The following is a 25,306-nucleotide window of genomic DNA, read 5'->3' as shown; positions in this document are numbered from 1 at the left end:
ATTGACGTCGGACAAGAAGCTTACCCCTGCAATCAAGCGAGTTATCTAGCCCCGATGCTGCGTTGCACAACCCATGTTTCGGGATGGCTGGCAGGCGGAGCAGGAGCGGTCAAAAACGGGTGAGGGCCCGTCGCCGGCCTGATGGCCATCCGCCGCGTCGCCGGAGGGCTCGGCCTGCAACCAGGGATTCACCATAAGATCGGGCGCGGCACGCCGGGGAGATGAATCGGCAACCCGTCCTGTCCATTGTGGTCGGACCGGCTGCCGCAACGGCGCCGCGAGAAGCCAAACAGGGTATCGCCCGTGTCCGACATATCAGGTGCAGCACGATGGTTGGCGCCTGCGGCCAAGGCTGCCAGGCGCAACGTCTGGCTTGCCGGCGTGGTCACGCTGACCGCGCTGCTGGTGCTCGGTAATCTCGCCAACGATGCCTCGCTCGACCTGCCGTATGGCTGGGACGTCCGGGTCAATTGCGCGGCCGTCGATGCGCATGCCGACGGGCTCGATCCCTACTTCGTCAAGAACCTGAAGGGCACCACCTATTCTTATCCCTATCTGCCGGTGACGCTGGACGTCTTCCGTCCACTCTGCGCGGGCGGCGTTCTGCTCGATCATTACAGAAGCATCTTTCTCATTCTCGCCGTGCTCTGCGCGCTGCTTCTGCCCGGCCTAGGCCGGACGCGTGCCAGCGCGCGCGATGCTGGCTTGAAGGTGCTCTGCGCGCTCGGCGCGTTCGTCGGTTTCGAATTCGTGGTGGCGTCGGGGAATTTTGCGCTGCTGAGCGGAGTGCTGACCGCGATCGCGCTGAAGCTCCTGCTACGCCCGCTCGCATCCGAACAGAATTCGAACTTTTCCTCGCGCCTCGCCGGTGCTGCGGTGCTCGGCCTCGTGACCTCGTTCAAGCTGGTGTTCGTCCCGGTGCTGGCGGCGCTCTATTTCCTGCCGCTGCCGCGTGGCCGCAAGCTGGCCTTGATCGCGGTGGCCGCCTTCGCCTTCGCGTTGCCGGTCGCGCTGTCGCGCTTGCTGTATCCCGATCTGTTCGCGAGCTGGCTGCTCGCGATCGCAGGCCAAATTCCCGGCCAGCACGCCGTCGGTCTCGTCGAGACCAATCCGTCGCTGTTGCTGCTGGCGCGTGACCTCATGGCCCAGGCCGGCTTCGGTGGCGGCAAGCCGGCGATGCTGGCGGCCTATGCGTTCGCGGCACTCGCGCTCGTGCTCGTGCCGTTCGCGCTGTCCGTCCTGCGCGCGGCCGCGAGCGGATCGGTGCGGGCAGGGGCATCGCTGCTGACGCAGCTCGATCGCTGGCTGATGGATCACCCGCGCACGGCCATGCGCATCACGGTGCTTGCCATGTTCGCGCTCTATCTCAGCTCGCCGCGTCTGAAGGAATATGCCTTCTTCGAGCTCGCGCTTCTTGCCGCGATCCTCATCGTCGATCTTCCGCCCCTGGCGCTCGCCGCCAGTCTCGGCATCGGCCTCGCCTTCCCGGCACTGATCTCGCTACTGGGCGCGCCGATCGAGGGCACCTTCATCCTCCTCGTCACCGCGCTGATCTGCTTCTGGATCGTGCTGCTCGATTTCCGCGCAGAGCCAAAGCGACTCGAGCAAGGGTGATACAAGCTAGTGGTGCGGGCAGCCGGGGTCGAACCGGCACAGCGCTTGCGCACCGAGGGATTTCGCCGTCAGCAGACGGCGTTTGCGTCCGACAACCAAGACAACATTCCGTTTCAAGCGGAATGTAGGAGCTAGTCGGTTTTGTTCTCGACAAGGACCTGAATCACGCCGCAAGAGGCGCTTCGTCGCCATCGAAGGCAGCGATCATTGCATTGAGAAAGGCGTAGGGATCAAGGTCCTTAAGATCAATCGGATGCCCAGCTCGGTCCGCCAGCAGCAGGAAGAACGACAGCTGTGCGCGACCATTGCCTTCGCGAAAAGCGTGGATGACGTTGAGTTCGGATAGGAAATGGGCCGCCTTTTCTGCGAATGCCTCCGGCTCAAGGCCGGCCAGAAATTTGTCCTGCTTCAGCTGTGCGAACAGTAGCTTCGCCTGGTCTTCGATGTTCTCGGGAAAGCAGAATGGGTTTCCGCCTTTTGACATGCGAACGGTCCGAATCTTGCCAGCCCAGTCGTACACATCCTGGAAAAGGTGTTCGTGCACTGCCTTGAAATGCGCGAAATCGAGTTTGCCGGCCGGAAGTTCCTCATCGGCCCGGGCATCGCTCACTTCCGCTTCGAAGGAATGAAGCTCCTCAGGGTTTCTGAGATCGAGCTTGTTCTTTAGAACTGTTGTGCCGGGATAACAGTAGTCGTCAGCGACGGCGTCGTACATCAGGCTAGGTCTTGCGGTAGGCCTTGATGATGGCCTTCCTGCGCTCTTCGGGCGTGCGTGCCTTGCTCGCCGTGATAGCAGAGCTGCCCTTCATCTCCGCCGAATAAACGATCCCTTCCACGGAGCTGATCTTCCTGAAGCGTGCGCTGCCGATCACAAAACCGGAGCCCTTGCCCTTCTTGGAGGATGATTTCTTGGTTGTCATACGCAAACCATAGCACAGATCGGGCCGACTCGCCCGAGGCATTGAACATCAATGCGAAGCGGCAGTGGCCCTTTTGGCGTACTTGCAAGGAAGTGGTGCGGGCAGCCGGGGTCGAACCGGCACAGCGCTTGCGCACCGAGGGATTTTAAGTCCCTTGCGTCTACCAATTCCGCCATGCCCGCTTGATCCAACGAGATCAAACACTTAAGTCCGTTCCGGCGGTCTGGAATTGGCGCGTTCGCCGCCGGAGGGACGGTTCTTCCTTAAGCGAGCCGGGGGCACAAGGCAAAGCCTCAATCCGGACATCTGTTGCTGCTTTAGGCATTCTCAATCCACGGGGGCTATTCATCCGGCATGGCTGCTTCGTTTTCCTTTTCGCTGCGCGGCGTTGGCGCGCTGTTCGCGCTGCTTGCGGCTGGCCTCGCACTGTCCGGCTGCGCCGGCGTGAGCGAGACGATCGCACCGGCCTTTGCCGATCCCGCCAAATACGAATTGTACGATTGCAAGCAGCTTGAGACCGAGCGCAAGGACCTCGCCAAGCGCACCGCCGATTTGCAGCGGCTGATGGAGAAGGCCGAGACCGGGGCGGGCGGCGCCGTCGTGTCCGAGCTCGCTTATCGCAACGACTATGTCGCCGTGCGCGGGCAGGCCCAATTGGCCGAGGACGCCTGGCGCCGCAACAGATGCCGGGAGACTCCGCCCGAGGCGCCGCCGCCTCCGGCATCGCCCGCGGCCAGCGCCAAATCCGGCAAAGCGGCCCGCTGAGGCATGCTGCCGGCGCCGCTCCGCATCAGGGCCGCCAGCCGTAGATCCAATCCTGTCGCGCCAGCATGCGCTGCGGGCCGAGCGCGCGGATCGCAACATCGCGTGCGAGCGCGAGCGGCCCGCTGAGATGATAGATGCGGCCCTGCTGCCGCGCGGTCCGCTGCACCCGCTGTACCCGCGCCTGGCGGGCACGGCCGTATTGCGTCAGCGCGGCGGCAACCGCTTTGCTGCTCTCGGCGGCCTCCAGGCTCAAATGCCGGGCAAGCACGGCGGCATCCTCGATCGCCATGCCGGCCCCTTGCGCTGCGAACGGCAGCATCGCGTGCACGGCATCGCCGAGCAGCGCCACCGAACCCTTGCTCCAGGGGCAGCCGTCCGGCACGCCGAATAGCGCCCATTTGCGCCAGTTGTCGACCGCGGCGAGCAGCATCCGCGCCGCCGGCGGCCAGCGCGGGCCGGCAAAGGCGTCCATCACCTCGCTGACATCGCCGGGCGTGCTCCAGCCCGGCCGGTTCCAGGTGCCGGGCAGCACCGCGACCACGTTGATCTGGCGTCCGCCCGCAATGGGATAGGCGACCAGATGGGCGTTCGGTCCCATCCAGAGCTGCACCCGGCGCGCGGTATAGTCCTTCGGCAATTGCGTGGCATCGAGCGTGCCGCGCCAGGCGATCAGGCCGGAAAAGCGCGGCTGCACCTCGGGAAACAGATGCTGGCGCACCGTCGACCAGATGCCGTCGGCGCCGATCAGCGCGCTGGCGAGATCGCTGCGGCGGATCGTGCCGCTGCGATGGACCACGGTCAGGCCCTTGGCGTGAGGCGCGACGTCCTCGAAGGTCGCGCCCAGCTTCAGGTCGATGTCGGCATGGTCGGCGACGGCGCCGGCGAGGGCCGCTTGCAGGTCGGCACGGTGCACCACCCAATAGGGCGCTCCGGCGCGCAGCGAGGCGGCTTCGCCGAGCGGCATGCGCAGCAGCTCGCCGCCGGCGCGCGCGCTCATGATCGAGAGCGCTTCGGGGGTGACGGCGCGCAGTTTGAGGCGTTCGGTGAGGCCGAGCTCGACCAGCACGCGGCTGGCATTGGGCGAGAGCTGCAGGCCGGCGCCGACCTCCTCGAGGCGTTCGGCCTTCTCCAGCACGACGATGCGGAAGCCGCGGGCGGCGAGCGCGAGCGCGGCCGTCAGGCCACCAATGCCGGCACCGGCGATGACAATCGTTCGGGAGAGCGCCACCCCTTAACCGATAGACGCGGTCAGGCCACCTTGTCCTTCAGCACACATTCCGGCGGGCGGGCTTCGCCCGGCTTCAGGTCGGCCGCGAAGCGGTACAGCGTCGAGCAATAGGGGCAGATGATCTCGTTGTCGTTGCCGAGGTCGAGGAAGACGTGCGGATGGTCGAACGGAGGATTGGCGCCCACGCACATGAACTCTTGCGAGCCAATCTCGATGACGGGAACACCGGCATCGTTATGGAAGTGCGGGACGACATGGTCGGACATCGAAGTTCATCCTGGAGTGGCAATGGCGGCAGATACAATCACGAACCGACGCGGCATCTTTGAGGCGCTGCGGACCATACTGGCGGGTACAGGTGATTGCTAGTCCAGCGGAACCGAAAAGCTTCGCAAGCGCCCCATGCTCATTTGCTCATGCAAATTCGACACAATCTTGCGGCCTGAGAGAAGCCCTTCTTTCGTCGGGGACGTTGTGTCGCAATTTTGGCATACTATCTCTGTGGTTGCGTGAAACCGGGACGAAAGACGTAGTGTTCCGCGCAAGCGATCTCAGGGCATCCGGGCTTTTCCACATGAAGTGGCTGCGAATCAGTACGGCGTTGGCGGGAATGGCCGTGTGTGGCTTCGTGCTCGCGCAGGTGGCGCCGCATGCCCGCGAGGCCGGCGCGATCCTGGCCGCCCAGGATGATCCGGTCGCGCTCTCCGAGCTGAAGCTCGATGCACTGCTCCGGCACAACGACCGCCTGGTTCAGGACAATATCGAGGCCGCGCTCGCCTCCGGCGATGCGGATCTCGCCGACAGTTTCGTCACGCTGGCGCGCGAGCGCAACATCGCGCTTCCCGACGACCTCTTGAGCCGCGTCACTGATGCCGTGAAAGCGGAGAATTCCACCGCGCATTTCGCCAAGCGCTTCGCCACCGGTCTCGTCACCGGCAACGCGGACGATGTCGCCAGCCTGTCCGGGACCGTGGCCGGCGATCTCTTCGTGTTCGGCGACATCAGGGACGTGGTGCGCGAAGGCAAGCACCTCGCCATGGGCGAGGACACCGACCGCCTCGTGCTGTCCCTTGCGGCGGCCGGCCTTGCGGTGACGGCGGCAACCTATGTCTCCGTCGGCGGTGCCGCGCCGGTGCGCGCAGGACTGACTCTGGTGAAGGATGCGCGCAAGCTCGGACGGCTCGGCGAGGGGCTCGCCGCGTGGGCCGGTCGGTCCGCGCGCGAGGTCGTCGACGCGCCGATGCTGCGGAACGCGGTGGCATCGGGCTCGGTGCTGCGCCCTGGCCAGACCGTGAGCGCGATCAAGGCCGCGTTCCGGGCCGAGAAGGCCGGTGCGCTGGTCCGGCTCGGCAAGGACGTCACGCGCGTCGCCGGAAAGACCGGCACGCGCGGGGCCATGGATACGCTCCGCATCGCCGAGGGTCCCAAGGACGTCGCGCGCGCTGTGCGGCTTGCGGAAGCGCAAGGCGGCAAGACGCGCGCGATCATTAAGCTGCTCGGCCGCGGCGCGCTGCTGCTCGTCGGCGGCGCGTTCGATCTGGCGATGTGGTTGTTCGGCGCGGTCGTGACGCTGTTCGGCCTGCTCTCCTCCATCAAGGCGACGACCGAGCGCCTGACCCAGGCCTGGTGCGATCGCAGGCGGGCGCGGCGGCTGCGCCGCGCGCAGATGGCGGCCGACGCTGCTTTGGCTAACGCGGCCGCGACGGCCTGAGGCGCGATCCGCTTCGGGCTATTGTTTGAGCATGATGTTGCCGGAAAACCGCTGCACACTTTGCCGGATCGTGCTCTAAGATCGCGTCATTCCCCTCAACACCTCACGGAACTGCTGATGCCGAGCTTTCACAACGGCGCCGTTGAAATTGCCTATCTAGACGAAGGCGAGGGCGATCCGATCATCCTGGTGCACGGCTTTGCCTCCAGCAAGAACGTGAACTGGGTCTATCCGACCTGGGTGTCGGAACTGCGCAAGAACGGACGCCGCGTCATCGCGCTCGACAATCGCGGCCACGGCGAGAGCGCAAAGCTCTACGAGCCCGCGCAATATTCTATACCCGTGATGGCCGGCGATGTGCTCGCGCTGATGGATCATCTCGCCATCCCGCAGGCCGACATCATGGGCTATTCGATGGGCGGGCGGATGACGGCCTGGCTCGCCCTCAACGAGCCGCAGCGCCTGCGCTCGGCGATCCTTGGCGGCATCGGCATCGGCGGCCTGATCGAGGGCACCGGTCCCGGCGAGAACGTTGCCAAAGCGCTGGAGGCGCCCGCGCTGGACGACGTCACCGATCCCGTCGGCCGCACGTTTCGCGCGTTCGCCGACCAGACCCGCTCCGACCGCCGCGCGCTCGCCGCGTGCCTGCGCGGCACGCGCGATCTCATGACGAGGCAGCAGGCCGCGCGCATCGAGGTGCCGGTGCTGATCGCTGTCGGCAGCGCCGACGACGTCGCAGGAAGCGCCAGCGCGCTCGGCGCCATCATCCCCGGCGCGGACGTGCTCGACATTCCGAACCGCGACCACATGCGCGCGGTCGGCGACAAGGTTTACAAGACCGGCGTGCTCGACTTCCTTTCACGCCGCGGCTGAGTCGGCAAATCCCTAGGACCTTTAGCTCAGTTTCTCAGCGCCTCAATTTGGGTGACGACCGCTGCTTCACACCGCCTTGTCGCTGAACGCGGCGGGAAGCGTGTTGAGGAACGACATGACGCGCTGTGTGCGCAGGGGCGGGCGGCGGCCCGAGGTGCGCAGCATCCATAGGGGTTCCCCAGGCGCGCGCCAGGGCGCCAGCACCTCGACCAGCCGGCCGGCGCGAAGGTCGTCGCCAACGAGCCACGCCGGCCCCCAGCCGACACCGAACCCATTCGTCAACAAAGCCAGCGAAGCGTGCGCGTCGTCGCAAATGTGCTTGGGTTTGGGCGTGAAGCGAATGGGTCCTTTGCCGCGCGGGTCGGCGAAGCGCCAGGTCAGGATCTGACCGCTTGCGGGATTGCGGAAGCCGACGTGGTCGTGCGCGGAGAGCTCGAAGGGAGTGGCCGGCGCGCCGCGCGCTTTCAGATAGGCGGGCGAGGCGCAAGCGATCCAGGAGAACGTGCAAAGCCGCCGCGCCTGATGGCCGGGCGCGCGGTCGAGGGGCCCTGTGCGGATCGCGATGTCGACGCCTTCCGCCGCGAGATCGAGAATCTCGTTGCGGAATTTGACCTCGATCTCGATTTCCGGCCGTTCCCGCAGGAACGCGGGCAGTCGCGGCAGGATGCAGGCGCGCGCGAACGAGGCGGGGGCGGTCACGCGCACCCGTCCGCCATCGTCGCGCGCGACTTCGCCGAGGGCGGATTGGACACGGGCGAGACTTTCGACCAACGCGCGTCCCGCCGTCATCAGCCTGTCGCCCTCTGCGGTCAGCGCCAGCGAATGGGTGGAGCGATGCAAAAGCCGCAATCCGTGAGCCTGTTCGAAGCGGGCGACCGCCTTGGACATGGCCGAAGTGGTCGTCCCCGCCCGCCGCGCGGCTTCGGCGAAGGAGCCCGCTTCGACGACGCGGACGAAGGCGAGGAGGCGCGAGAGATCGGGAGGCAAAGGCGTTGTGGACATGGAGTCCACATAATCATGGCTTCCCAGTCACTACAAGCGCCGGCCCCGAACGGCTAAGCAGGGAGTGTCGGCGCGCATTCTGCGGCGCTGGAAACGCGGGAAGTCCCATGAACCTCGTCGAAATCACCCTGCAAGCCCTCGACGCCGCCGAGCGCGCGATCCCACCCGGCCAGCCGGTCTATATGCTCAATCTGCTGCGCTACCGCGCGCAGGCGCGTTACGAGGACGGCTTCGATGCCGCGCCCTGCACGGGCCGCGAAGCCTTTCACGAACGCTACAGGCCGGCATTCCGGCGTCTTGCAGCCGGTAAGCCGCTCGCGCGGATGTTTTCCGGCCCGGTCCTGACGAGCCTCGTCGGCGCGCCGGGCGAACGCTGGGACGAAGCGGCCATCAATGAATACGGCGATTTCGCCACCTTCCGCTCGATCGTCGACACCGAGACCTACCGGCGCGAAGTCGCGCCGCATCGGCACGCGGCACTCGAGGAATTCCGGCTGTTCGCGCTCGCCAAGGAGATGTGAAAAAATGTGGGGTGAATCACGGTGACAGCAATGTCACCGCAATTCCCTGATCGAGGTCCAGCGGTCCCGGCGAGAACGTCGCCGAGGCGCTGGAAGAACCGTCCCTCGACGACATCACCAATGCCGTCGGCCGCACCTTCCGCGCGTTCGCCGACCAGACCCGCTCGGACCGCATGCAGGCAGCATCATTCGATCACCTCATCGGCGGTCGCGAGTAGCGCAGTCGGGATACTCAGGCCGAGTGCGTTGGCGGTCTTTAGATTGATCACTAAGCGGAAGCGTTCGGCCTGCTCGATCGGGAGTTCGGCGGCTTTCGCGCCCCGCAGGAGCTTTGCAACATAAGCGGCGGCCCGACGATGGAGCTCGATGAGATCCGCGCCATAAGCGAGAAGGCCTCCTTCGACCGCTTCTTCACGAAAATAGTACACCGCGGGAATTCGGTATTGTGCGGCGAGCTCGATGATCTCCCGCCGGTTGGTGCGCGCGATGGGGTCCGCAAGCACGAGCAGGCCCTGGACATGCTTCGACGCCATGGTGTGGAATCCCCGACCTATATCTTCCACCGAGCGTTTCACCACCGGAAGAATCTCGAAGTGTCGTTCCGCGGCGGTCTTCTGAAAGCCGGCCATCAACTCGGCATGATACCGGTTGTCTGGGTCGAGCAGGACCGCAAAACGCGATGCTCGCGGCAGCAATTCCGCCAGGAGACCGAGATTCTTGCTGCTTCCACCGACGGCGGTCAGTCCGGTGACGTTTCCGCCGGGCCGCGCGAAACTTGCCGCCAGCCCGACACCGACCGCGTCGGCGGTGGCAGTCACAATGGGGATCGTGCTGGTAAGCGCTTGGACGGCAAGGGCCTCGGGCGTAGAGGGCGCTACGATCACCTCAACATCCAGAGTGACCAAGTCGGCGGCAAACTTTGCCAGTTGCTTCGGATCGTTATTCCAGAACCGGTGCTCGATAATGATGTTCTGGCCCTGGGCATACCCATGCTCGCGTAGCCCATGCTCAAAGGCATCGATTCGTTCATGATGAACCGACGCCAGAAGGCCGATACGAGGCATCTTCTTCCTGGGCTGATCTGTGGGCTGCGCGCCCACCGCCAGCGGCCAGGCTGCAGCCGAGCCCGCAACAGCCTTGATGAAATCACGGCGGCGCATCTCGCTGGCACCTTATGACATAACACGTCGTTCAAGTTAGCACGCAGGTAATGCCGTGTGGACCCTCGCGCGTCATCTTTTGGCCAGAACCGGTCAGCGATTAGCACGAGCGCATCAAGGCTCCTGGCGCGGAGGCCTGCGATCAATCCCGTCTCCGCTATGATAGGTTCGCATCTGAGGAGAAAGAGCTCGCCACATCGACGCACCTGAATTCTGCTCGGAAGGTCGGGAGCAGCCTGTCGCGGATTGATGTGGAAAATGCCGTCAGTCCCTCACGGCTGGTGATCTCTGCAATCGCGCCATCTTCCAGACTTGCGCGCCTTGCTGTCCTCGCCCAGCCGCCGCGCCAGCGCCATCAGCACCACGAACGTCGCGACCCACACCATGCGCGCGCCGTAGCGGTCGTGGGGCCCTGAGATCACGCCGCAGATGAAGGCGTTGCCGAGCAGGGCCAGCGTCACGGTCGCCGCCAGCAGCGTCAGGTCGTCCAGCCGGCGGTTCGCCAGCGCATGGCCGAGCAGCACGAGCAGCGCCAGCATCGAGGCCAGCGCGACCGGGACATGCAGCCAGTTCACGACATCGAAATTGACACCCCAGTTCTGCTGCCGCGCCGCGCGCATCGGCGCGGCCTGTGCGGGGATATAGCGCTCGATGATGCCGCGGGTGTGCGGGATCCAGACGTTGGTGCCTTCGCCGGTCGCCACGTGCAGCAATTGCTGTCCCATCGCGCGGAGCGCCGCGCCGGCCTGCCAGGCCGGATAATCCTTCAGCGACTGCACGACGATGGTGCCCATCTCCTCATTCATGCCTGCGAAACGGCCGAGCGTGTTGAACACGCTCTTGCCCCACAGGAATTCGTCGGCGCTCGCCGGCAACTCGTTGCGGTAGGGACAAAGCTTGTAACGTTCGCGCGGGCAACGGTCGTTGAGATATTGCGCGACGATGCCGTCCTGCATCATGCGGCCGAAGGCGACGCCGTAGCCGCCGGGCGTCCAGGCCAGCTTGCCGGACAACGCATAATTCGCCGACACCAGCATCAAGCCGCCCGCGACGATGGTGAGGCTCGCCTGCAGTAGTCCGGCCAGCGGCAGGCGCGCGCCCAGAAACGGCCGCGCCATCCAGCCCGCGGCGCACAGTCCGAGCAGCACGCCGAGCGTAGCGCTGTGGGTCGCTGCGGCAAAGGCGGTGAAGACGAACAAAGATGCCTTCTCGAGCGTCGAGGTGCGGTTTGCGCCGACCACCAGGAGGAACAGCGACAGCACCGCGAGCCCGGCAAAGATGTCGGTGAGCAGCATGCTCGCAAGCCAGGGCAGCGCGGTCGACAGCATCAGGGAGAGGCTGATCGCGACGAAGCGGAAGGTCTGCATCAATCCCAGCACGCGAAGCGTGAGCTGCAGCAGCCATAGCGTTGCCAGCGACTGGGCGGCGAGGTTGATCCAGAAACCGAAACCCTCGCCATAGTGCAAATAGAGGCCGAACACCGTGGAGCGGCTGGGGACGAGATAACCCTCGTACCAGCGCGCGAGATAGCCGCCGGTATCCCATTGCAACAGCGGATAGCCGTTCCAGACCGCCGGCGCGATCATCAGGAGGGGCAAGGCCACCGCCGCCAGCCGCAGCCAAAATGAGCCCGCGGCGCGCGCGCGCAGTTGATCGGTGGTGATGGTCAAATCGGCACTGCCCCCAGTTCGGATCATGCCCGCAATAACGGTTGGGGGCGAATTCACCAATAGTTTGACGCGGCCCGCCTTGAATTTGGCGGAACTCTGACCACTTTGAGCCGACCTTGCCGCTTGGGTGTTAGAGGACCTGTTGTCTTTCAAGGCCTTGGCGTGCCCTGTGGGGCAAGGTGCTGTTCACTCTCAGGCAAGCCCGTCAGGACTTTGTCGCCTAGACTGTGCTATAGAACCAACAAAACCAGCCAATTCGAAAGAGCAGATCCCATGGCAGTGCATCAGGTCAATCCGGGAGGAAAGCTCGCATCGCTCGATCCGATCTGGGACCGGATCCGCAGCGAAGCGGAGGACATCGTCCGCCGCGAGCCGGAGCTTGCGACCTTCATCTATTCGGCGGTGCTGCATCACGGCCGGCTGGAGGATTCGGTGGTCCACCGCGTCGCCGACCGGCTCGATCATTCCGCGCTGTCGGGCGACCTCGTGCGCCAGGCCTATATTGAGGCGTTGCGCGACGACCCCGATCTCGGCAACGCCTTCCGCGCCGACCTCGTTGCCGTCTACGACCGCGATCCCGCGACCTCGCGCTTCATCGATCCCTTGCTCTACTTCAAGGGCTTTCATGCCATCCAGACCCATCGTCTCGCGCACTGGCTCTATCTGAAGGGTCGCAAGGATTTCGCCTATTACCTTCAGAGCCGGTCGTCGGCGGTGTTCCAGACCGACATCAATCCCGCCGCGCGCATCGGCCGCGGCATCTTCCTCGACCACGCCACCGGCTTCGTCTGCGGCGAGACGGCTGTGATCGAGGACGACGTCTCGATCCTGCATGGCGTCACGCTCGGCGGCACCGGCAAAGAGAACGAGGATCGTCACCCGAAGATTCGCCACGGCGTGCTGATCGGCGCCGGCGCAAAAATCCTTGGCAATATCGAGATCGGCCATTGCGCGCGCATCGCCGCCGGCTCGGTCGTGGTCAAGCCGGTGCCGCACAACGTCACGGTTGCGGGCGTTCCGGCCAAGATCGTCGGCGAAGCCGGCTGCGCCGAGCCGTCGCGCACCATGGACCAGATGATCAACGCGATGGGGCTCTGAGAAGGCCTTGATGCTGCGAAGGGCCGGATTTTCCGGCCCTTTTCGTCCCTAAATTCTTTGACAATTCGTGCTGGCGGTTCGCCGCATCTCGTCCTAAAACCCGCCGACCATTTTCGATCGGAGACTTGCCGTGGACGTCAAAGAAGTCAGAAAGTTAGATGCGTATCTGAAGCGCGTATTCGGCAATCCCAAGATCCGCGTCGTGCCGCGGCCGAAGAAGGACGATTCCGCCGAAGTCTATATCGGCGAGGAATTCATCGGCGTGCTCTTCGTCGACGACGAGGACGACGATCGCTCGTTCCAGTTCCAGATGGCGATCCTCGAGGACGATTTGGTCGACCAGGAATAATTTATCCTCTTCCTTGCGAGCGCAGCGACATTTTTCGATGTGTGCGGCGCTCTTTCGTGTCCCGGACGCACCCCAGGCCATCAGCGTTGCGGTGCAGAGCCGGAACCCAGAAGCCCCGAGACGCATCTCTGCACCATGGGCCGGGCTCCGCAGCGCACCTCACGATGCTTCGTATCGCCAGGGAGACGCTGCGCTGCGTCCCATGCACGCAGCGAAGAATGAGGTGCACTTTCTCCACGCCGGTCATTGCGAGCACAGCGCAGCTGCGCCAGCATTGCTGGACCAACATCCTGATGAGCTTTACGTGCTCAATTGCAGACCTCGAGGTTGCTGGAGCCCTTTTGCTTAAGGCGACAGCCGGGACGAACCGGACGACAGATTCCACCGGTTCCGGAACAGACTATTTGACCAGAGGACTGCGGCTTCGCGGGTGCAGCTTCGGTTTGCTTGCGCTCCGTGTCGCGCTTTTTGGCATCTTCACGGGTTGCGACCGGCTTCTTGTCTTGCACCTTCTCGCATTCATTGTCGTCGTTGACGCGATAGCCGGCGCGACACGCGATCTTGACGCAAGTATCGCCGTCCGCCTTGAAGCCGCGATTGCACACCAGCGGGCAGACCCGGCCCGGCTTGGACTTGATCATGTCGAGGGCCTCGAAGCTCGCGAGCTTGGGGTCGAGCTTCGTTCCCGCATATTGGTTGAACAGCGTCAGTGAGCGCTGTGATGACGCATTCCAGTCGCCGTCGGCGGCGACGGCCAGACAACCGACGCGACGAAGCTCCGACTGAACCAGCTTGGCGGTTTCCAGCGGCGAGAGCGAGGGCGCCGATTGAGCAGGGGCCAGGGCCGCGACCTTCTGCTCAGCGTCACGCTTCTCTTTGGCGGCTAGCTCAGCCGCTGCCTTTTCGCTGGCGATCTTTTCGGCCAGCGCCTTTTCGGCAGCCTGCTTGTCGGCCAGTGCCTTGGCAGCTGCTTCTGCATCTTTCCTGCGCTGCTCGGCGGCCGCCGCCTTGGCCTCTTCGATCTGCTTGGCCTTCTCCGCGGCGATCCGAGCATCTTCGGCAGCCTTGGCCGCTGCAGCGGCTTTCTCCTGTTCGGCCTTCTTGACCCGTTCGGCGGCAAGCTTTGCCTTTTCCTCCTCGGCCAGCCGCGCCTTCTCGGCCGCGGCAGCGCGGGCGTCTTCGGCGGAAATCCGGTTGAGTTGAGCCTTGGCGAGGTCGGTATAGAAGCCGCTCGGATAACGATTGAGGAATGCGGTCCAAACGTCGCGCGTGCCGAGCTGGAGCGCCAGTTCGTAGTCGCGCCGGATTTCGCTGTCAGGATTGGCTTGCGGGCCCGGCGCTGCGACCGGCTTCGCCGGAACCAGGGCCACGTCGTCGCCGCCGAGCGAGCCGTAGACAAACGGCTCCTGCTTGTTGCCGGTGCTCTTGAGCACGTCGTCACGCACGAAGCGAAAGGCCTTGCCAAGGTCGAGCCCCGGCGTCGGCAGGCGTTCGACGAGGGCTGAAGCGAATGGGCTGTTCTTGGAATCGCCATCGGAGGCCGTCGAGCCCGCCTTCGCCGCGAACGCGATCATCGTATTCGGGCTGGTCGGCTCGACCTTGGCGAGGCCGCGTCCGATCGCGCGCGAGGCGATGGTACGCTTCATCGTCTTGGCAAACGGGTTGTCGCGACAGGCATCAAGGATGATCAGGCGCAGCTGCTTTGCAGGCTCGACGGCGAACAGCGCGCGGTCCAGCGCAATCGTTTCGTCGAGCACGTCGCTGTCGGTCTCCAGCGTCGCGTCCGTCGGGATCAGATAGTTGACGCCGTCCAGTTCGATGCCATGACCGGCGTAATAAACCACCGCGACGCCGGCATCCCGTGCCTTGCCGCCAAAGTCACGCAGCGCCCTGCGCATCTCCGAACCGTTGAGGTCGAGCTTGATGTCGACGCTATCGAACCCGGCCTTCCTGAACATGCCGCCGACCAGCGCGGCATCGTTCGCGGGGTTCGCCAGCCGCGCCACGTTCTTGTAGGCCGAGTTGCCCATCACCAGCGCGACGCGCTTCTCAGCCAGCGCCGGGCCCGCTCCAGCCCAGATCGCAAATATCAACAAAACAAACAGCCGAAGCCGCATTCCAGCCCCCGAATGCAATAGCGTCAGATTATTCGCAGCATGGCCAATCGCAATCTGTGCTCAGTGATATCAGTCACACATCCATGCGCCATCCGGGCAACCCCGTGCCACGCATCACGGCCATCATGCCCTGTTTTGGCCCGACGGGTCAATCGTTATTCGAAAAAAACGAAACGACTCGATGCTGCCAACGCTTGGCTACTGTGCATGGGGTTGTTTTCGATTTTTTGGTTTGGAGGCTCCAGCCGACAGTAAGCCGACCGCCCTCAGCCCCGCGGCCCGCGCAGCTGCGCGGTCAGCCTCTCCATCGCCTCTGCCACTTCGCGCCACTGCGACAGCCAGCTGCGTGGAAAGCGGAAGGTGAGGTCGGCGCCGCCGACGCGGCGCTCGGCGAGGCACATGCCGGGGGTGGCGGCATCGCGCGTGCAGCGCGCGGTGAGCGCGGGGCTTGCGGCCGAATAGAGGTCCTCGCTGCCGTAGGGCGTGTCGGTGCGGAACATGCGCATCGTCAGGCCGTCCGCTGGGCTTGCCGCGGCGGGGTCGAGATAGCGCGGATAGATCGTGGCCGTGCGCTGCTCGGGCGAGAGCGCATCGTGATGGGCCGCGATCGAAAGGAAGATGCGGTCGATCGACTGCAGCGCCGCTTCCGCCGTGTCGGAGGTGACGTGCTTGGGCGCGCCCGGCGGCTCCAGCGACGGATAGAGGAAGTCGAGATCGATGCGCTCCTGCGGCCCCGAGTGCCGCTGGATCTTCATCCGGATCGCGGTCACCGGCAGGTTGAACAACGTGCCGCCGACGCTCACCGGCAGCTTGTCCGGCGCGTTCGCGCCCCGGCTGCCCCAGGTCGGCCACAGCAGATAGGCGACAAGCGCGACAGCTGCGATCGCCGCCGCGCCGCCGAGCACGATCGGGACGACATGCGCCCGAGTGCGCGGGCGGGAGGACCTGAGGGGAGCTGCCGAGAACAATGTCATGAATTGCGCGAGGTCGACCGGAGGTCGGCCGATGGCCGACGAATCAGCGGCGAATATGCCATGCGACGGCGCTCTCGCGCAGCGTTCCCGGCTGCTTGGATCGGGGACGCCCCTGCACGGGACGCCCGGCCGCGTTAACCTTTCCTTAAGGATAATGTAGCGTTAACGGGCTCTGTTTGTCACAGGAAGGCACGCGCGTTGCGTAAGGGCGGAGCACTTCCGATGACACCTGAAGCTCTCAACACCTTCTTCTCGATCGGCATCGGTTTCGCGCTCGCGGGCGCGCTCGTGAGCGGATACCAGGCGCTGGCGCAGCGGCCCGCCGGCTTCGGCCTGCTGCAGGACGGCGTGGCCCCGAAAACCTTCGCGGCGGTTCCCTTCCTGGTGTTCGCGGCGCCCTTCATCATTATGCGCAACACGCTGCGCGGCGTGCGGGTGGAAAGCCGCCGCGTCGAATTCGTGATGATGGCAACCGTCATCGCCGGGTTCTGGAGCATGATGAGCGGCACCTTCTTCCTGATGACGCTGCGCGCCGCCGGCCTTCTGGTCTGATCCGAAGCGCCTCGAGCGCGGCTGGCCCTTTGCGTCGCGGCTGCCGTTTGGCTATGCCACTCGTCAACGCGACAGGAGACCCCCATGGCCATCTACGAACTCGACGGGCAGGCGCCCGACCTTCCCGCCGACGGCAATTATTTCATCGCCGAGACCGCGACCGTGATCGGCCGGGTGCGCCTGAAGCCGGGCGCGAGCGTCTGGTTCGGCGCGGTGCTGCGCGGCGACAATGAGTGGATCGAGGTCGACGAGGGCGCCAATGTGCAGGACGGCTCGACCTGCCACACCGATCTCGGCTTTCCGCTTGTCATCGGCAAGAACTGCACGGTCGGCCACAACGTCATCCTGCACGGCTGCACCATCGAGGAGGGCGCGCTGATCGGCATGGGCTCGATCGTGATGAACGGGGCAAAGATTGGCCGCAACAGTATCGTCGGCGCCGGCTCCGTCATCACCGAGGGCAAGGAGTTCCCCGAGCGCTCGCTGATCATCGGCTCGCCGGCCCGCGTGATCCGCACCCTCGACGACGCCCAGGTGCAGAAGATGGGGAGCGCGGCCCGGTTCTATGTGGCCAACGGTCCGCGCTTCAAGCAGGGCCTGAAGCGGATCGGCTGACCGGCCCGCCCGGCCGCGCTTCGCCCCAGTCGGGCCAAGGCTCGACCGTAAAAATACAGGTTGGCGCTTTAATCCTCTGCTAGCGCGATCACGCTTATCATCCAGCGTTTTCAACCAGGAGGAGCGGCGCGATGAACGCTGCGGCGCTGGAATCCGGTCTCGGGGCCGGAACCAAATTCTTGAAGAAATTGGTCCGTTTCGCGCGCGGCGCCGACACGCTGACCGTTGCGGAGAAGGTCTATAGCATTGCCGCCTTCCTCGCGATCGTCACCACCTTCCTGCTCGTGATGTCGGTCCAGTCGGTGCGCCTGCAGACGACGTATCGCCACCTGCATGCCACCTCCGCCGACGCGGCGGTCGGCGTCGGGCGCATCAACGCCCTGATCTACGCCGTCGTGATGGAATCGCGCGGCATCTACATGTCCGCCGATCGTGCCGCGATGAAGCAGTTCGCGGACGGGCTGGTGCGGCGCAACCGCGAGCTCGCCGAGGCCGTGAAGAGCATGGAGCGCACGGTGCGCGACGACGACGCCGAGCTGTTCTCCTCCTTCCGCCAACGCATCCAGCAATTCATCGACTTCCGCAAGGAGCTGGTGCGGCGCGGCGTCGAGATCAGCCCCGCCGCGGCCCGCGAGTGGGGCGACAACGACGCCAACCGCACCCTGCGCAGCAAGCTCAACAGCGATCTCGAAGCGCTCGAGCGCATCTACGAACAGCGCGCCCGCGAGGCGGACGAGCTCGCCGACAGCCACCGCTACGCAGCCGCCTATCTGTTCGCGCTGGGGCTCGTGGCGCTGATGCTCGCGGCATTGAACGTCGTCGTCATGCGGAACTCGGTGGTCGGCGCGCTCGCCGATATCACGCAGCCGACCGACCGGATCGCGCAGGGCGACGTCAAGAGCGAGGTGCCGCATCTGCGCCGTCACGACGAGATCGGGCGCCTTGCGCGCGCGGTGCAGAATTTCCGCGACGCGGTGGCGCGCATCTTCGAGCTCGAGGAACTCGAGCTCGGCACCGCGCAGGCGCGCGACGCGGCGATGACCGAGCGCGACAAGTTCAACGACAAGTACCAGGCCAAGAAGTGGCAGCTTTCGGCGGCGATCAACAACATGCCGCAGGGGCTGATCATGCTCGACGGCAAGGCCAATGTGGTCGCGATGAATGCCAATTACCGGAAGATGTACGATCTGCCGGAGAGGATCCAGACCGGCTCGACCTTGGAGGAGATCCTCGAGCACAGGGTCAAGAGCGGATTGTTCAGCGGCGACGTCGCGAAATATGTCGCGGCGGTGCTCGACCGGATCGCCAGGCGCGAACCGACGGCCTTTGAGCTTGCCTTGAACGACGGCCGCGTCATCAAGATCTACGAGCGCCCGATGGACGGTGGCGGCTGGGTGTCGGTGCAGGAGGACATCACCGAACAGCGTCAGCGCGAGCGCATGCACGAGCGCATGGAGCGCCTGCTCGCCATCGTCGTCGAGAACGTGACCGAAGGCATCATCGCCAAGGATGCGCGCAACCTGCGCTATCTGTTCATCAACAAGGCTGCCGAGAAGCAGATCGGCATGTCGCGCGCCGAAATCGTCGGCAAGACAGCGCGCGAACTGTTTTCCAAGGAAACTGCCGATCTGATCGAGCGGCGCGACAAGCAGCTGCTCGCCCAGCAGCAGCAACTCGAGCCCATCACCGATACGATCAACAACCCGATCCGCGGCCGGCGCAAGGTGTCGTGGCGGCGCCTTCAAATCGGCGGCGACGGAGAGGATTCGCATATCTTCGTGACCATGGTCGAGGATCTCGGGGCGGAGATGGGTGCTGCCGCGTAGTGGACGGGCAAGGTAGGACAAACAAGAGCATCTGCCGCCGATGCTCGCGCGGAAGTGAGACAGCGTGGCTGTCACGAATGACCGACTGACGGTAGCTTGGTCCTGCTTTGAAGCGTGGAGCGACCTCCACGCGGAGGATCGAGTGATGTTACGCAGGATGATGATGGCGGCGCTGGCCGTGGCGGCGGTCGGGCTGTCGGCGCCACAAAAGGCCGAGGCGGGCGGCGGTTTCGGACGTGGTGGAGGCTTTCACGGCGGCGGCTTCCATGGTGGCGGCTTCCATGGCTGGGGCACCGTCATTGGCATGGCGGCGGCTTCTGGCCAGGGGTCGGGATCGGGGTAGGTCTCGCCGGCGCCGGCTACTACGGCTACCCCTATTACGGCGGCCCCACCTATTATGGCGCCGGCTACAATGACGGTTATGGCGGCTGCTACGTCGCGCGCAAGCGCGTCATGACCCCGTCGGGATGGCGCTACCGCCAGGTCGACGTTTGCGAGTGAGGCGGAATAGCTGTTAAAAAACAAGGTCGTTGACGCAGTATACCGTCAACGACCTTGCCAGCCCCGGATATTGAAATCGGCTCACGCCATCCGGTAACGGCGAGCATCGCGCGGAATCATACCGGCGAATGTGATCCAGTTCACAAGTGGCGAAAATAAAGTTCCCGCACCGTGACCGGCTCAGCCGCCCGAGCGCTTGCGTGCGCTGGCGTGGACGCGGCGCGCCGGTTTCCTGCGGGTAACCGTGGGCGTCTCGACCTCGGTCGCCCGTGCACTGGCAAAGGACTGCCGCAGGCCGTCGATGGATTCGTTCAAGGCCGTGACTTGCTCGGACAGGCGCTTGGTGTCGGCCTGTTGCGCCGCCAGCAGCCGCTTCATCGTCTGAAGCTGGTCCTGCACCACCTGGAGCTGGTCGATCGATTCCTGCTGGGTCGCCTCCAGCCCCTTGGTCTTCTCGACCAGCTGCTCGGAGGCCTGGGCGGCGCGGGCCTGAAGCTGCCGCGAGGCCACCACCCGGTCGCTCTCGGGGGCGGCGCCGGTATAGGCCCGCCAGATTGCGATCGACGTCACGCCGGCGATCAGCAGCAGGAGGGCTGCAGCAGTCAGCGCGATCGGCTGGGCGCCAAGGCGAAGGAGGGTGTTGGACGGCCTGTCCTGGGCGAGATCGATCATCGCTGACAAAACCCAAATTGAAACTTGGTGAGTGGCGAAGACCGGCAACCCAGAGGGGTCACCGGGGCGTCCCGAAAGCCTTACGTTTCGGCAAGGAATGGGACCAAAAAGAGGCTGAGCGGCAAAAAACCAGTGATCAGCGGCCCTTGCAGCCCCGGAGCGCAGCGCGGGGGGCAGGGCTCAAGGCTGAAATTGCGAGAACGGCCCGGAATAGCTCTTTGCGCGCGGTGCCGCATAGGGCCCGAGCCGGGAGGTCTTCAGTCCAAGTCGCACGAGTGATTCCGCCAGCGTCACCGCGGCCGCGACGCCGTCGACCACGGGCAGGCCGTGCGTGGCGGCGAGTTCGCCTGCGAGATCGGCCATGCCGGCGCAGCCGAGCACGATGGCCTCGGCGCGATCGTCACGGATGGCGGCGGTGATCTCCGCCGAGATCTTGCCGAGCGCATCATTGTTGCGCTCTTCCAGCGCCAGCACTGGGACCTCGGCGGCACGGACGCGGACGCAGCGTTCGGCCAGGCCGTACTTGCGCAGATTGTGCTCGATCGGAACGATGGAGACGCCGAGCGTGGTCACCACGGCAAAACGAGCGGCGATCAGGCTCGCGAGGTGGAAGCCGGCCTCGCCGATGCCGATCACAGGCGCTTTGGCGGCGGCGCGCGCGGCATCCAAGCCGGTGTCGTCGAAGCAGGCGATGATGTGTGCGTCCGCGCCGTCGCGATCGGCCTCGCGGATGCAGCCGAGCATGCCGGGCACCGCGAAAGCTTCGTCGTAAAATCCCTCGATCGAGACCGGGCCCATCGCCGGCTGACGCGCATCGATCACGGTGCCCGCGAGGGCAACGCTGCGCGCGGCAGCGGCGATCTTCGCCGTCATCGACGCGGTTGTGTTGGGATTGACGACGTGAAGCCGCATCAGAACAGACGAGTCCTTATCTCAGACGAGTCCCTTGCCGGCGTCCGAGCCCTTGGCCGCCTGCCGCTTGTTGAGCACGTGAATGGTGCCGAGCGCAAGCGTGATGACCGTGAACGAGACTGCCGAGATCACGGTGCCGAGCGCGTAGATGTCGGGGTTGGTCACGGTGGTGGTGAGGCCTTGAAGATCCAGCGGCAACGTGTTCACCGCGCCGATCGCCTGGCTGGAGCGTGCGAGCTCGTCCCAGGACAGCGTGAAGCCGAACAGGCCGATGCCGATCACCGAGGGCAGGATGATCGGCAGCACGACATAGCGGAACGTCTGCCACGGTGTCGCACCGAGATCGCGCGCGGCCTCTTCCAGCCGCGGATCAAAGCGGTTGAAGATCGCGAACATGATGAGCAGCCCGAACGGCAGCGTCCAGGTCAGGTGCGCGCCGAGCCCGGACGTGAGCAGGCCCATCGAGGTCTCGAAATTCTCGTTCCAATGCGCCTTGATCAGGTCGTCGATGATTCGGAACTCGAGCGAGATGCCGAGCGAGGTGATGATCGAGGGCACGATGAGGCTGGCGATCGCCGAGTAGAACAGGATGCTCTGCGCCTTGAACTTGCGCCGGAATGCCATGCCGGCGGCGACCGACAGCACGACGGTGACGATCATCACGACGATGCCAAGCAGCAGCGAGCGGCGGAAGGCGGCACCGAGATCGACGATGCCGGTGCCCTGGAACAGTTTCGCGATCCAGAAGGTCGACACGCCGTTCATCGGGAAGGTGAGGCCGCCCTGCGGCCCCTGGAACGACAGCACGTAGATCGCGATCATCGGCCCGTAGAGAAACAGCACATAGGCCGCGAAGAAGATCGCGAGCACGTAGAACGAGCGCGGGCGTCCTTCCTTCATGCTCTAGAGCTCCTTCTTGATGTCGACGATGCGCGACATCATGGTGATGATCAGGAAGGTGATTGCGAGCAGGATCACGGCATTGGCCGCGGCGGCGGGGAATTGCAGCGCGTTGACCCGCGTCTCGATGATCTTGCCGGCGGCGGCGATCTGCTGGCCGCCCATCACGCCGATGGTGATGAAGTCGCCCATCACGATGGTGATGACGAAGATCGAGCCGATCACGATGCCGGGCTTGGCCAGCGGAATGATGACGTTGACGAGGGTCTGGAAGCCGCTGGCGCCGGCATCATAGGCGGCCTCGATCAGCGACTTGTCGATGCGCACCATCGAGTTGAAGATCGGCACCACCATGAAGAAGGTGAAGAGGTGCACCAGCGCCAGCACGACGGAGAATTCGGAGAACAGCAGCCATTCGATCGGATGGTTGATCAGTCCCGTCTTCATCAGGCCGGTGTTCACCAGGCCGTTGCGCCCGAGCAGCGGGATCCAGGCGATCATGCGGATCACGTTGGAGGTCCAGAACGGGATCGTGCAGAGCAGCGACAAGCCCATCTGCCAGGTCTTGGACTTGACGTGGAAGGCGAGGAAGTAGGCGACCCAGAAGCCGATGAAGAGGGTGATGGCCCAGACCAGGAAGCAGAGCTTCAGCGTCTTCAGATAGGTCTTGGCGATGGTGCAGAGCTCAGGGAGCTGCGCGATGCAGCCCTCGAACGTGTCGGTGTAGCCGCGGCCGGAGAAAGCCGGCAGCAGCTGGTATTCGTTGTAGTCCCAGAACGAGACGATGACGACGAAGACGAGCGGAATGAGGAAGAACGCGAGAAACACCAGCATCATCGGCCCGGCCTGGAGCCAGGAGATGAAGGACGGCGACAGGCGCGTCGGCTTTGCGGCGCGCGCTGTGCCCGACCCCGGGATCAAGCCCGGGGCTGCCTGTTGCAGGACTTCTTCCGACATGTCCGTTACGCCGCGATGAACTCGTTCCACTTGCGGACCATGTAGTCGTTCTCATCCATCACGGCGTTCCAGCACGCGACCCCGCCCATGCGATCCTCGTAGGAGCCGCCGTCACGCACCGCGCCGGCCTTTTCCAGCAGCGAGCCGTCGGGCGCCTTGATGTCCTTCTCGGCCGGCTTGCCTTCCATCCAGTAGGCCCATTCGTAGGGCTCCATGTGCGCCTTCGCGGTGGAGAGCACGGCGGAGTAATAGCCCTGGCGGTTGAGATAGGCGCCGGCAAAACCCGACAGGAACCAGTTCACGAATTCATAGGCCCATTCGAGCTTGGCACCCGAGACGCCCTTGGACACGCAGAAGCCGGAAGCCCAGGACCGGTAGCCTTCCTTCAGCGGCTGGAAGGTGCAGGGGATGCCCATCGAGCGCACCTTGGTCACCGCCGGCGACCACATCGACTGAATCACGGTCTCGCCCGAGGCCATCAGGTTGACGCTCTCGTTGAAGTCCTTCCAGAAGGCGCGGAACTGGCCGGCCTTCTTGGCCTCGGTCATCACCTTCATGGTGAGATCGATCTCTTCCTTGGTCATGTTGCCCTTGTCGGCATATTTGTACTTGCCGGAGGCTTCCACGACCATCGCGGCATCCATGATGCCGATCGAGGGGATGTTGAGGATCGAAGCCTTGCCCTTGAACTCGGGGTTGAGCAGCTCGGCCCAGGTAGTGATCGGACGCTTGATCAGGTCGGGGCGGATGCCGAGCGTGTCGGCGTTGTAGACGGTCGGGATCAGCGTGACGAATTCGGTCGCCGACGTCGCGAACTTCTTGGAGTCCTTGCCTTCCAGATAGAGCACCTTCCAGGGCGCGGTGCCCTGGCCGCCGATCTTCTTGCCGCCGGGCGTCTCGCCCTTGGTGAAGACAGGCGTGATGTTGCCGAACTCCTTGATCTTCTTGGCGTCGAGCGCAAGGATGTTGCCCGACGGCACAAGCTTCTTCAGCGAGAAATATTCGGTATCCAGCACGTCGAAGGAATTCGGCTGGGTCATCACGCGCTTGGTGACGTCGTCGGTGGTTGCGGTGATGTATTCGATCTTGATGCCGGTGTCCTTCAGGCACTGCTTGGCGATGTCGTCGCCCTCGTTCACGGCCGTGCCGAGATAGCGCAGCACCTTCGCATCGGCCGACTTCACGTAAGGAAAGCCGGTGATCGCGCCGGAGCCGGCGGCGAGGCCGGCGAGACCCGCGGTGCCCTTCAATAGCGTGCGGCGGCTGACGCCGGTCTTCCTGGTCGTCTCGGTCATTTCGCTCACTCCTCTGTTGCGCATTTCCGTGGTGAAGGGTGCTATTGCAGGCGTTGCGCCTTGGCGGGATCCCAGGTCGCCAGCACGCGATCGCCCGGACGGAACGGATGCACGTCGAAGGTGGACTCGGGAACGTGGGAGAACAGGGCGGTGCCGTCGTCGAGCGTGAGCGAGACGGCGATGTAGGAGCCCTGATACTCGGTCTGGGTCAGCAGCGCCGGCGCGCCGAAGGCGCCGTCGACGAACGGCACGATGCCGAGCTGATCGGCGCGAACGGCGATGAGATTGCCGGCGTCGCTGAGCACGTTATGGCCGCCGATGAATCGGGCCACGAATTCGGTGCGGGGACGATGGAAGATGTCGCGCGCTGTGCCCTGCTGCTCGATCCTGCCGTGGTTCATCACCACGATGTGGTCGGCGAGGGCCATCGCCTCTTCCTGGCCGTGGGTGACCTGGATGAAGCTGATGCCGAGCTCGCGCTGCAGCCGCTTCAGCTCGCCGCGCATCTTGACGCGCAGGAACGGATCGAGCGCCGAGAGCGGCTCGTCGAGCAGGAGGATCTGCGGCTCGGTGATCAGCGCGCGCGCGAGCGCGACGCGCTGCTGCTGGCCGCCGGAGAGCTGCGCCGGAAGACGGCCTGCATATTGGGTCATCGCGACCAGCTCGAGCAATTCGCCGGCGCGCTTGTGCCGCGTCGGCTTGTCGATGCCGCGCATCTTCAGGGCGAAGGCGACGTTGTCGAGCACGGAGAGGTGCGGAAACAGCGCGTAGGACTGGAACATCATCGCGGTGCCGCGCTTGGCGGGCTCGAGGTCGGTGACGTTCTGCGCACCGAGGATGATGTCGCCTTCGCTGACCGCCTCGTGACCTGCGATCATGCGCAGCGTCGAGGTCTTGCCGCAGCCGGAGGGGCCGAGCAGGCAGCAATAGGTGCCGGCCGGGATCTTCAGGTTGACGTTGTCGACGGCCAGCGTGGCGTCGTAGCGCTTGGTGACGGCGACCAGTTCGAGAGCGGCGGGAATGGCCATGGCGTGTCCGAGGAGGGGCGTTGCGTCCCGCCTCTCTCCGCAAGGT

The 25,306-nt window shown here is 64.7% G+C and carries 25 protein-coding genes, 1 tRNA gene and 2 pseudogenes; 12 read left to right on the top strand and 16 right to left on the bottom strand.

The window, feature by feature from the left end; genetic code table 11:
• The first annotated feature begins 303 nt into the window (after window positions 1-303).
• Entirely contained in the window at window positions 304-1,614 is a 1,311-nt protein-coding gene (locus ACM43_RS28865; protein ID WP_271544753.1) for a hypothetical protein, read from the top strand.
• 163 nt (window positions 1,615-1,777) lie between these two features.
• On the opposite strand, the gene ACM43_RS28860 is transcribed toward ACM43_RS28865, so the two are convergent.
• The 3 genes from ACM43_RS28860 to ACM43_RS28850 all read right to left on the bottom strand — a co-directional run bounded on the left by ACM43_RS28860 (window position 1,778) and on the right by ACM43_RS28850 (window position 2,716).
• Entirely contained in the window at window positions 1,778-2,329 is a 552-nt protein-coding gene (locus tag ACM43_RS28860) for a Fic/DOC family protein (protein WP_271544751.1), read from the bottom strand.
• Between the two features lie 4 nt (window positions 2,330-2,333).
• Complete coding sequence (locus ACM43_RS28855; RefSeq protein WP_271544749.1) at window positions 2,334-2,534, bottom strand: hypothetical protein; 201 nt, start codon at window positions 2,532-2,534, stop codon at window positions 2,334-2,336.
• Between the two features lie 93 nt (window positions 2,535-2,627).
• Window positions 2,628-2,716 (bottom strand) — tRNA-Leu (locus ACM43_RS28850).
• A 172-nt stretch (window positions 2,717-2,888) separates the two neighbouring features.
• Between ACM43_RS28850 and ACM43_RS28845 the strand changes: the two genes are divergently transcribed.
• On the top strand, window positions 2,889-3,299 hold the full coding sequence (locus tag ACM43_RS28845; RefSeq protein ID WP_157280657.1) for a twin-arginine translocation pathway signal: 411 nt from the start codon (window positions 2,889-2,891) through the stop codon (window positions 3,297-3,299).
• Window positions 3,300-3,324: 25 nt separating this feature from the next.
• On the opposite strand, the gene ACM43_RS28840 is transcribed toward ACM43_RS28845, so the two are convergent.
• Together ACM43_RS28840 and ACM43_RS28835 are read right to left on the bottom strand one after the other, a co-directional pair.
• On the bottom strand, window positions 3,325-4,527 hold the full coding sequence (locus tag ACM43_RS28840) for an FAD-dependent monooxygenase (protein ID WP_271544746.1): 1,203 nt from the start codon (window positions 4,525-4,527) through the stop codon (window positions 3,325-3,327).
• 20 nt (window positions 4,528-4,547) lie between these two features.
• Window positions 4,548-4,793, bottom strand: coding sequence for a zinc-finger domain-containing protein (locus tag ACM43_RS28835; RefSeq protein WP_008562814.1), 246 nt, complete (start codon window positions 4,791-4,793; stop codon window positions 4,548-4,550).
• A gap of 308 nt (window positions 4,794-5,101) precedes the next feature.
• On the opposite strand from ACM43_RS28835, the gene ACM43_RS28830 reads away from it, so the two are divergent.
• Window positions 5,102-6,238: a hypothetical protein gene (locus ACM43_RS28830; RefSeq protein WP_271544740.1), complete on the top strand. Its 1,137-nt coding sequence runs from the start codon at window positions 5,102-5,104 to the stop codon at window positions 6,236-6,238.
• Window positions 6,239-6,355: 117 nt separating this feature from the next.
• On the top strand, window positions 6,356-7,111 hold the full coding sequence (locus tag ACM43_RS28825; RefSeq protein WP_271544738.1) for an alpha/beta fold hydrolase: 756 nt from the start codon (window positions 6,356-6,358) through the stop codon (window positions 7,109-7,111).
• A 66-nt stretch (window positions 7,112-7,177) separates the two neighbouring features.
• Here the strand turns inward: ACM43_RS28825 and ACM43_RS28820 are convergent, their stop codons facing one another.
• Window positions 7,178-8,113 (bottom strand): LysR family transcriptional regulator, encoded by a 936-nt coding sequence (locus ACM43_RS28820; protein WP_271544736.1) that lies wholly within the window; start codon window positions 8,111-8,113, stop codon window positions 7,178-7,180.
• Between the two features lie 107 nt (window positions 8,114-8,220).
• On the opposite strand from ACM43_RS28820, the gene ACM43_RS28815 reads away from it, so the two are divergent.
• Window positions 8,221-8,634 carry a hypothetical protein gene (locus ACM43_RS28815; protein WP_271544733.1) on the top strand — a complete coding sequence of 138 codons (414 nt, stop codon included), beginning with the start codon at window positions 8,221-8,223 and terminating at the stop codon, window positions 8,632-8,634.
• Between the two features lie 59 nt (window positions 8,635-8,693).
• Window positions 8,694-8,822 (top strand): annotated as a pseudogene (locus ACM43_RS28810) (alpha/beta fold hydrolase); the annotation flags it as partial.
• Here the strand turns inward: ACM43_RS28810 and ACM43_RS28805 are convergent.
• Together ACM43_RS28805 and ACM43_RS28800 are read right to left on the bottom strand one after the other, a co-directional pair.
• Window positions 8,820-9,698: an ABC transporter substrate-binding protein gene (locus tag ACM43_RS28805; protein WP_271545101.1), complete on the bottom strand. Its 879-nt coding sequence runs from the start codon at window positions 9,696-9,698 to the stop codon at window positions 8,820-8,822. The pseudogene ACM43_RS28810 and the gene ACM43_RS28805 sit on opposite strands and share 3 nt — an antisense overlap.
• A gap of 368 nt (window positions 9,699-10,066) precedes the next feature.
• Window positions 10,067-11,464 carry a hypothetical protein gene (locus ACM43_RS28800; protein WP_271544731.1) on the bottom strand — a complete coding sequence of 466 codons (1,398 nt, stop codon included), beginning with the start codon at window positions 11,462-11,464 and terminating at the stop codon, window positions 10,067-10,069.
• Window positions 11,465-11,737: 273 nt separating this feature from the next.
• On the opposite strand from ACM43_RS28800, the gene cysE reads away from it, so the two are divergent.
• Window positions 11,738-12,562, top strand: coding sequence for a serine O-acetyltransferase (cysE, locus tag ACM43_RS28795; RefSeq protein WP_145640657.1), 825 nt, complete (start codon window positions 11,738-11,740; stop codon window positions 12,560-12,562).
• Between the two features lie 130 nt (window positions 12,563-12,692).
• On the top strand, window positions 12,693-12,911 hold the full coding sequence (locus tag ACM43_RS28790; protein WP_007602550.1) for a DUF3126 family protein: 219 nt from the start codon (window positions 12,693-12,695) through the stop codon (window positions 12,909-12,911).
• A gap of 308 nt (window positions 12,912-13,219) precedes the next feature.
• On the opposite strand, the gene ACM43_RS28785 is transcribed toward ACM43_RS28790, so the two are convergent.
• Together ACM43_RS28785 and ACM43_RS28780 are read right to left on the bottom strand one after the other, a co-directional pair.
• Complete coding sequence (locus tag ACM43_RS28785) at window positions 13,220-15,028, bottom strand: caspase family protein (RefSeq protein ID WP_271544726.1); 1,809 nt, start codon at window positions 15,026-15,028, stop codon at window positions 13,220-13,222.
• Between the two features lie 266 nt (window positions 15,029-15,294).
• Window positions 15,295-16,002, bottom strand: a complete 708-nt coding sequence (locus ACM43_RS28780; protein ID WP_271544724.1) for a hypothetical protein — start codon at window positions 16,000-16,002, stop codon at window positions 15,295-15,297.
• Between the two features lie 222 nt (window positions 16,003-16,224).
• Here ACM43_RS28780 and ACM43_RS28775 point away from each other — a divergent pair, with 222 nt between their 5' ends.
• From ACM43_RS28775 to ACM43_RS28760, 4 genes and pseudogenes are all read left to right on the top strand, one after another.
• The gene (locus tag ACM43_RS28775; RefSeq protein ID WP_271544722.1) at window positions 16,225-16,554 is read left to right on the top strand and encodes a DUF6949 family protein; all 330 of its coding nucleotides are present in this window, start codon (window positions 16,225-16,227) and stop codon (window positions 16,552-16,554) included.
• 84 nt (window positions 16,555-16,638) lie between these two features.
• Entirely contained in the window at window positions 16,639-17,169 is a 531-nt protein-coding gene (locus ACM43_RS28770; protein WP_271544720.1) for a gamma carbonic anhydrase family protein, read from the top strand.
• A gap of 131 nt (window positions 17,170-17,300) precedes the next feature.
• Entirely contained in the window at window positions 17,301-18,995 is a 1,695-nt protein-coding gene (locus ACM43_RS28765) for a PAS-domain containing protein (RefSeq protein WP_271544718.1), read from the top strand.
• A gap of 145 nt (window positions 18,996-19,140) precedes the next feature.
• Window positions 19,141-19,496: pseudogene (locus ACM43_RS28760) on the top strand (hypothetical protein).
• Window positions 19,497-19,676: 180 nt separating this feature from the next.
• Here ACM43_RS28760 and ACM43_RS28755 read toward each other — a convergent pair.
• The 6 genes from ACM43_RS28755 to ACM43_RS28730 all read right to left on the bottom strand — a co-directional run bounded on the left by ACM43_RS28755 (window position 19,677) and on the right by ACM43_RS28730 (window position 25,260).
• Window positions 19,677-20,168 carry a hypothetical protein gene (locus ACM43_RS28755; RefSeq protein WP_271544716.1) on the bottom strand — a complete coding sequence of 164 codons (492 nt, stop codon included), beginning with the start codon at window positions 20,166-20,168 and terminating at the stop codon, window positions 19,677-19,679.
• Window positions 20,169-20,348: 180 nt separating this feature from the next.
• Window positions 20,349-21,080 (bottom strand): aspartate/glutamate racemase family protein, encoded by a 732-nt coding sequence (locus tag ACM43_RS28750; protein WP_271544714.1) that lies wholly within the window; start codon window positions 21,078-21,080, stop codon window positions 20,349-20,351.
• A 21-nt stretch (window positions 21,081-21,101) separates the two neighbouring features.
• Window positions 21,102-21,980, bottom strand: a complete 879-nt coding sequence (locus ACM43_RS28745; protein ID WP_271544712.1) for an ABC transporter permease — start codon at window positions 21,978-21,980, stop codon at window positions 21,102-21,104.
• 3 nt (window positions 21,981-21,983) lie between these two features.
• Window positions 21,984-22,937, bottom strand: a complete 954-nt coding sequence (locus ACM43_RS28740; RefSeq protein ID WP_157280642.1) for an ABC transporter permease — start codon at window positions 22,935-22,937, stop codon at window positions 21,984-21,986.
• Between the two features lie 5 nt (window positions 22,938-22,942).
• The gene (locus ACM43_RS28735; RefSeq protein ID WP_036029687.1) at window positions 22,943-24,232 is read right to left on the bottom strand and encodes an ABC transporter substrate-binding protein; all 1,290 of its coding nucleotides are present in this window, start codon (window positions 24,230-24,232) and stop codon (window positions 22,943-22,945) included.
• 41 nt (window positions 24,233-24,273) lie between these two features.
• Window positions 24,274-25,260 carry an ABC transporter ATP-binding protein gene (locus tag ACM43_RS28730; RefSeq protein ID WP_271544708.1) on the bottom strand — a complete coding sequence of 329 codons (987 nt, stop codon included), beginning with the start codon at window positions 25,258-25,260 and terminating at the stop codon, window positions 24,274-24,276.
• Window positions 25,261-25,306: the final 46 nt, after the last annotated feature.

The organism is Bradyrhizobium sp. CCBAU 45321 (assembly GCF_028128975.1).
In the GTDB taxonomy this organism is placed as follows: domain Bacteria; phylum Pseudomonadota; class Alphaproteobacteria; order Rhizobiales; family Xanthobacteraceae; genus Bradyrhizobium; species Bradyrhizobium yuanmingense.
The sequence above is the reverse complement of the archived record's forward strand: the minus strand, read 5'-3'. Positions and strand labels throughout refer to the sequence as shown.

Bases quoted from the DNA above. Each gene is read 5' to 3' on its own strand.
- ACM43_RS28765 (WP_271544718.1), top strand. From the start codon at position 17,301: ATGAACGCTGCGGCGCTGGAATCCGGTCTCGGGGCCGGAACCAAATTC.
- ACM43_RS28745 (WP_271544712.1), bottom strand. From the start codon at position 21,980: ATGAAGGAAGGACGCCCGCGCTCGTTCTACGTGCTCGCGATCTTCTTC.
- ACM43_RS28820 (WP_271544736.1), bottom strand. From the start codon at position 8,113: ATGTCCACAACGCCTTTGCCTCCCGATCTCTCGCGCCTCCTCGCCTTC.
- ACM43_RS28845 (WP_157280657.1), top strand. From the start codon at position 2,889: ATGGCTGCTTCGTTTTCCTTTTCGCTGCGCGGCGTTGGCGCGCTGTTC.
- ACM43_RS28835 (WP_008562814.1), bottom strand. From the start codon at position 4,793: ATGTCCGACCATGTCGTCCCGCACTTCCATAACGATGCCGGTGTTCCC.
- ACM43_RS28755 (WP_271544716.1), bottom strand. From the start codon at position 20,168: ATGATCGATCTCGCCCAGGACAGGCCGTCCAACACCCTCCTTCGCCTT.
- ACM43_RS28740 (WP_157280642.1), bottom strand. From the start codon at position 22,937: ATGTCGGAAGAAGTCCTGCAACAGGCAGCCCCGGGCTTGATCCCGGGG.
- ACM43_RS28805 (WP_271545101.1), bottom strand. From the start codon at position 9,698: ATGCCTCGTATCGGCCTTCTGGCGTCGGTTCATCATGAACGAATCGAT.
- ACM43_RS28730 (WP_271544708.1), bottom strand. From the start codon at position 25,260: ATGGCCATTCCCGCCGCTCTCGAACTGGTCGCCGTCACCAAGCGCTAC.
- ACM43_RS28785 (WP_271544726.1), bottom strand. From the start codon at position 15,028: ATGCGGCTTCGGCTGTTTGTTTTGTTGATATTTGCGATCTGGGCTGGA.
- ACM43_RS28860 (WP_271544751.1), bottom strand. From the start codon at position 2,329: ATGTACGACGCCGTCGCTGACGACTACTGTTATCCCGGCACAACAGTT.
- ACM43_RS28735 (WP_036029687.1), bottom strand. From the start codon at position 24,232: ATGACCGAGACGACCAGGAAGACCGGCGTCAGCCGCCGCACGCTATTG.
- ACM43_RS28750 (WP_271544714.1), bottom strand. From the start codon at position 21,080: ATGCGGCTTCACGTCGTCAATCCCAACACAACCGCGTCGATGACGGCG.
- ACM43_RS28815 (WP_271544733.1), top strand. From the start codon at position 8,221: ATGAACCTCGTCGAAATCACCCTGCAAGCCCTCGACGCCGCCGAGCGC.
- ACM43_RS28825 (WP_271544738.1), top strand. From the start codon at position 6,356: ATGCCGAGCTTTCACAACGGCGCCGTTGAAATTGCCTATCTAGACGAA.
- ACM43_RS28770 (WP_271544720.1), top strand. From the start codon at position 16,639: ATGGCCATCTACGAACTCGACGGGCAGGCGCCCGACCTTCCCGCCGAC.
- ACM43_RS28775 (WP_271544722.1), top strand. From the start codon at position 16,225: ATGACACCTGAAGCTCTCAACACCTTCTTCTCGATCGGCATCGGTTTC.
- ACM43_RS28855 (WP_271544749.1), bottom strand. From the start codon at position 2,534: ATGACAACCAAGAAATCATCCTCCAAGAAGGGCAAGGGCTCCGGTTTT.
- ACM43_RS28830 (WP_271544740.1), top strand. From the start codon at position 5,102: ATGAAGTGGCTGCGAATCAGTACGGCGTTGGCGGGAATGGCCGTGTGT.
- ACM43_RS28780 (WP_271544724.1), bottom strand. From the start codon at position 16,002: ATGACATTGTTCTCGGCAGCTCCCCTCAGGTCCTCCCGCCCGCGCACT.
- cysE (WP_145640657.1), top strand. From the start codon at position 11,738: ATGGCAGTGCATCAGGTCAATCCGGGAGGAAAGCTCGCATCGCTCGAT.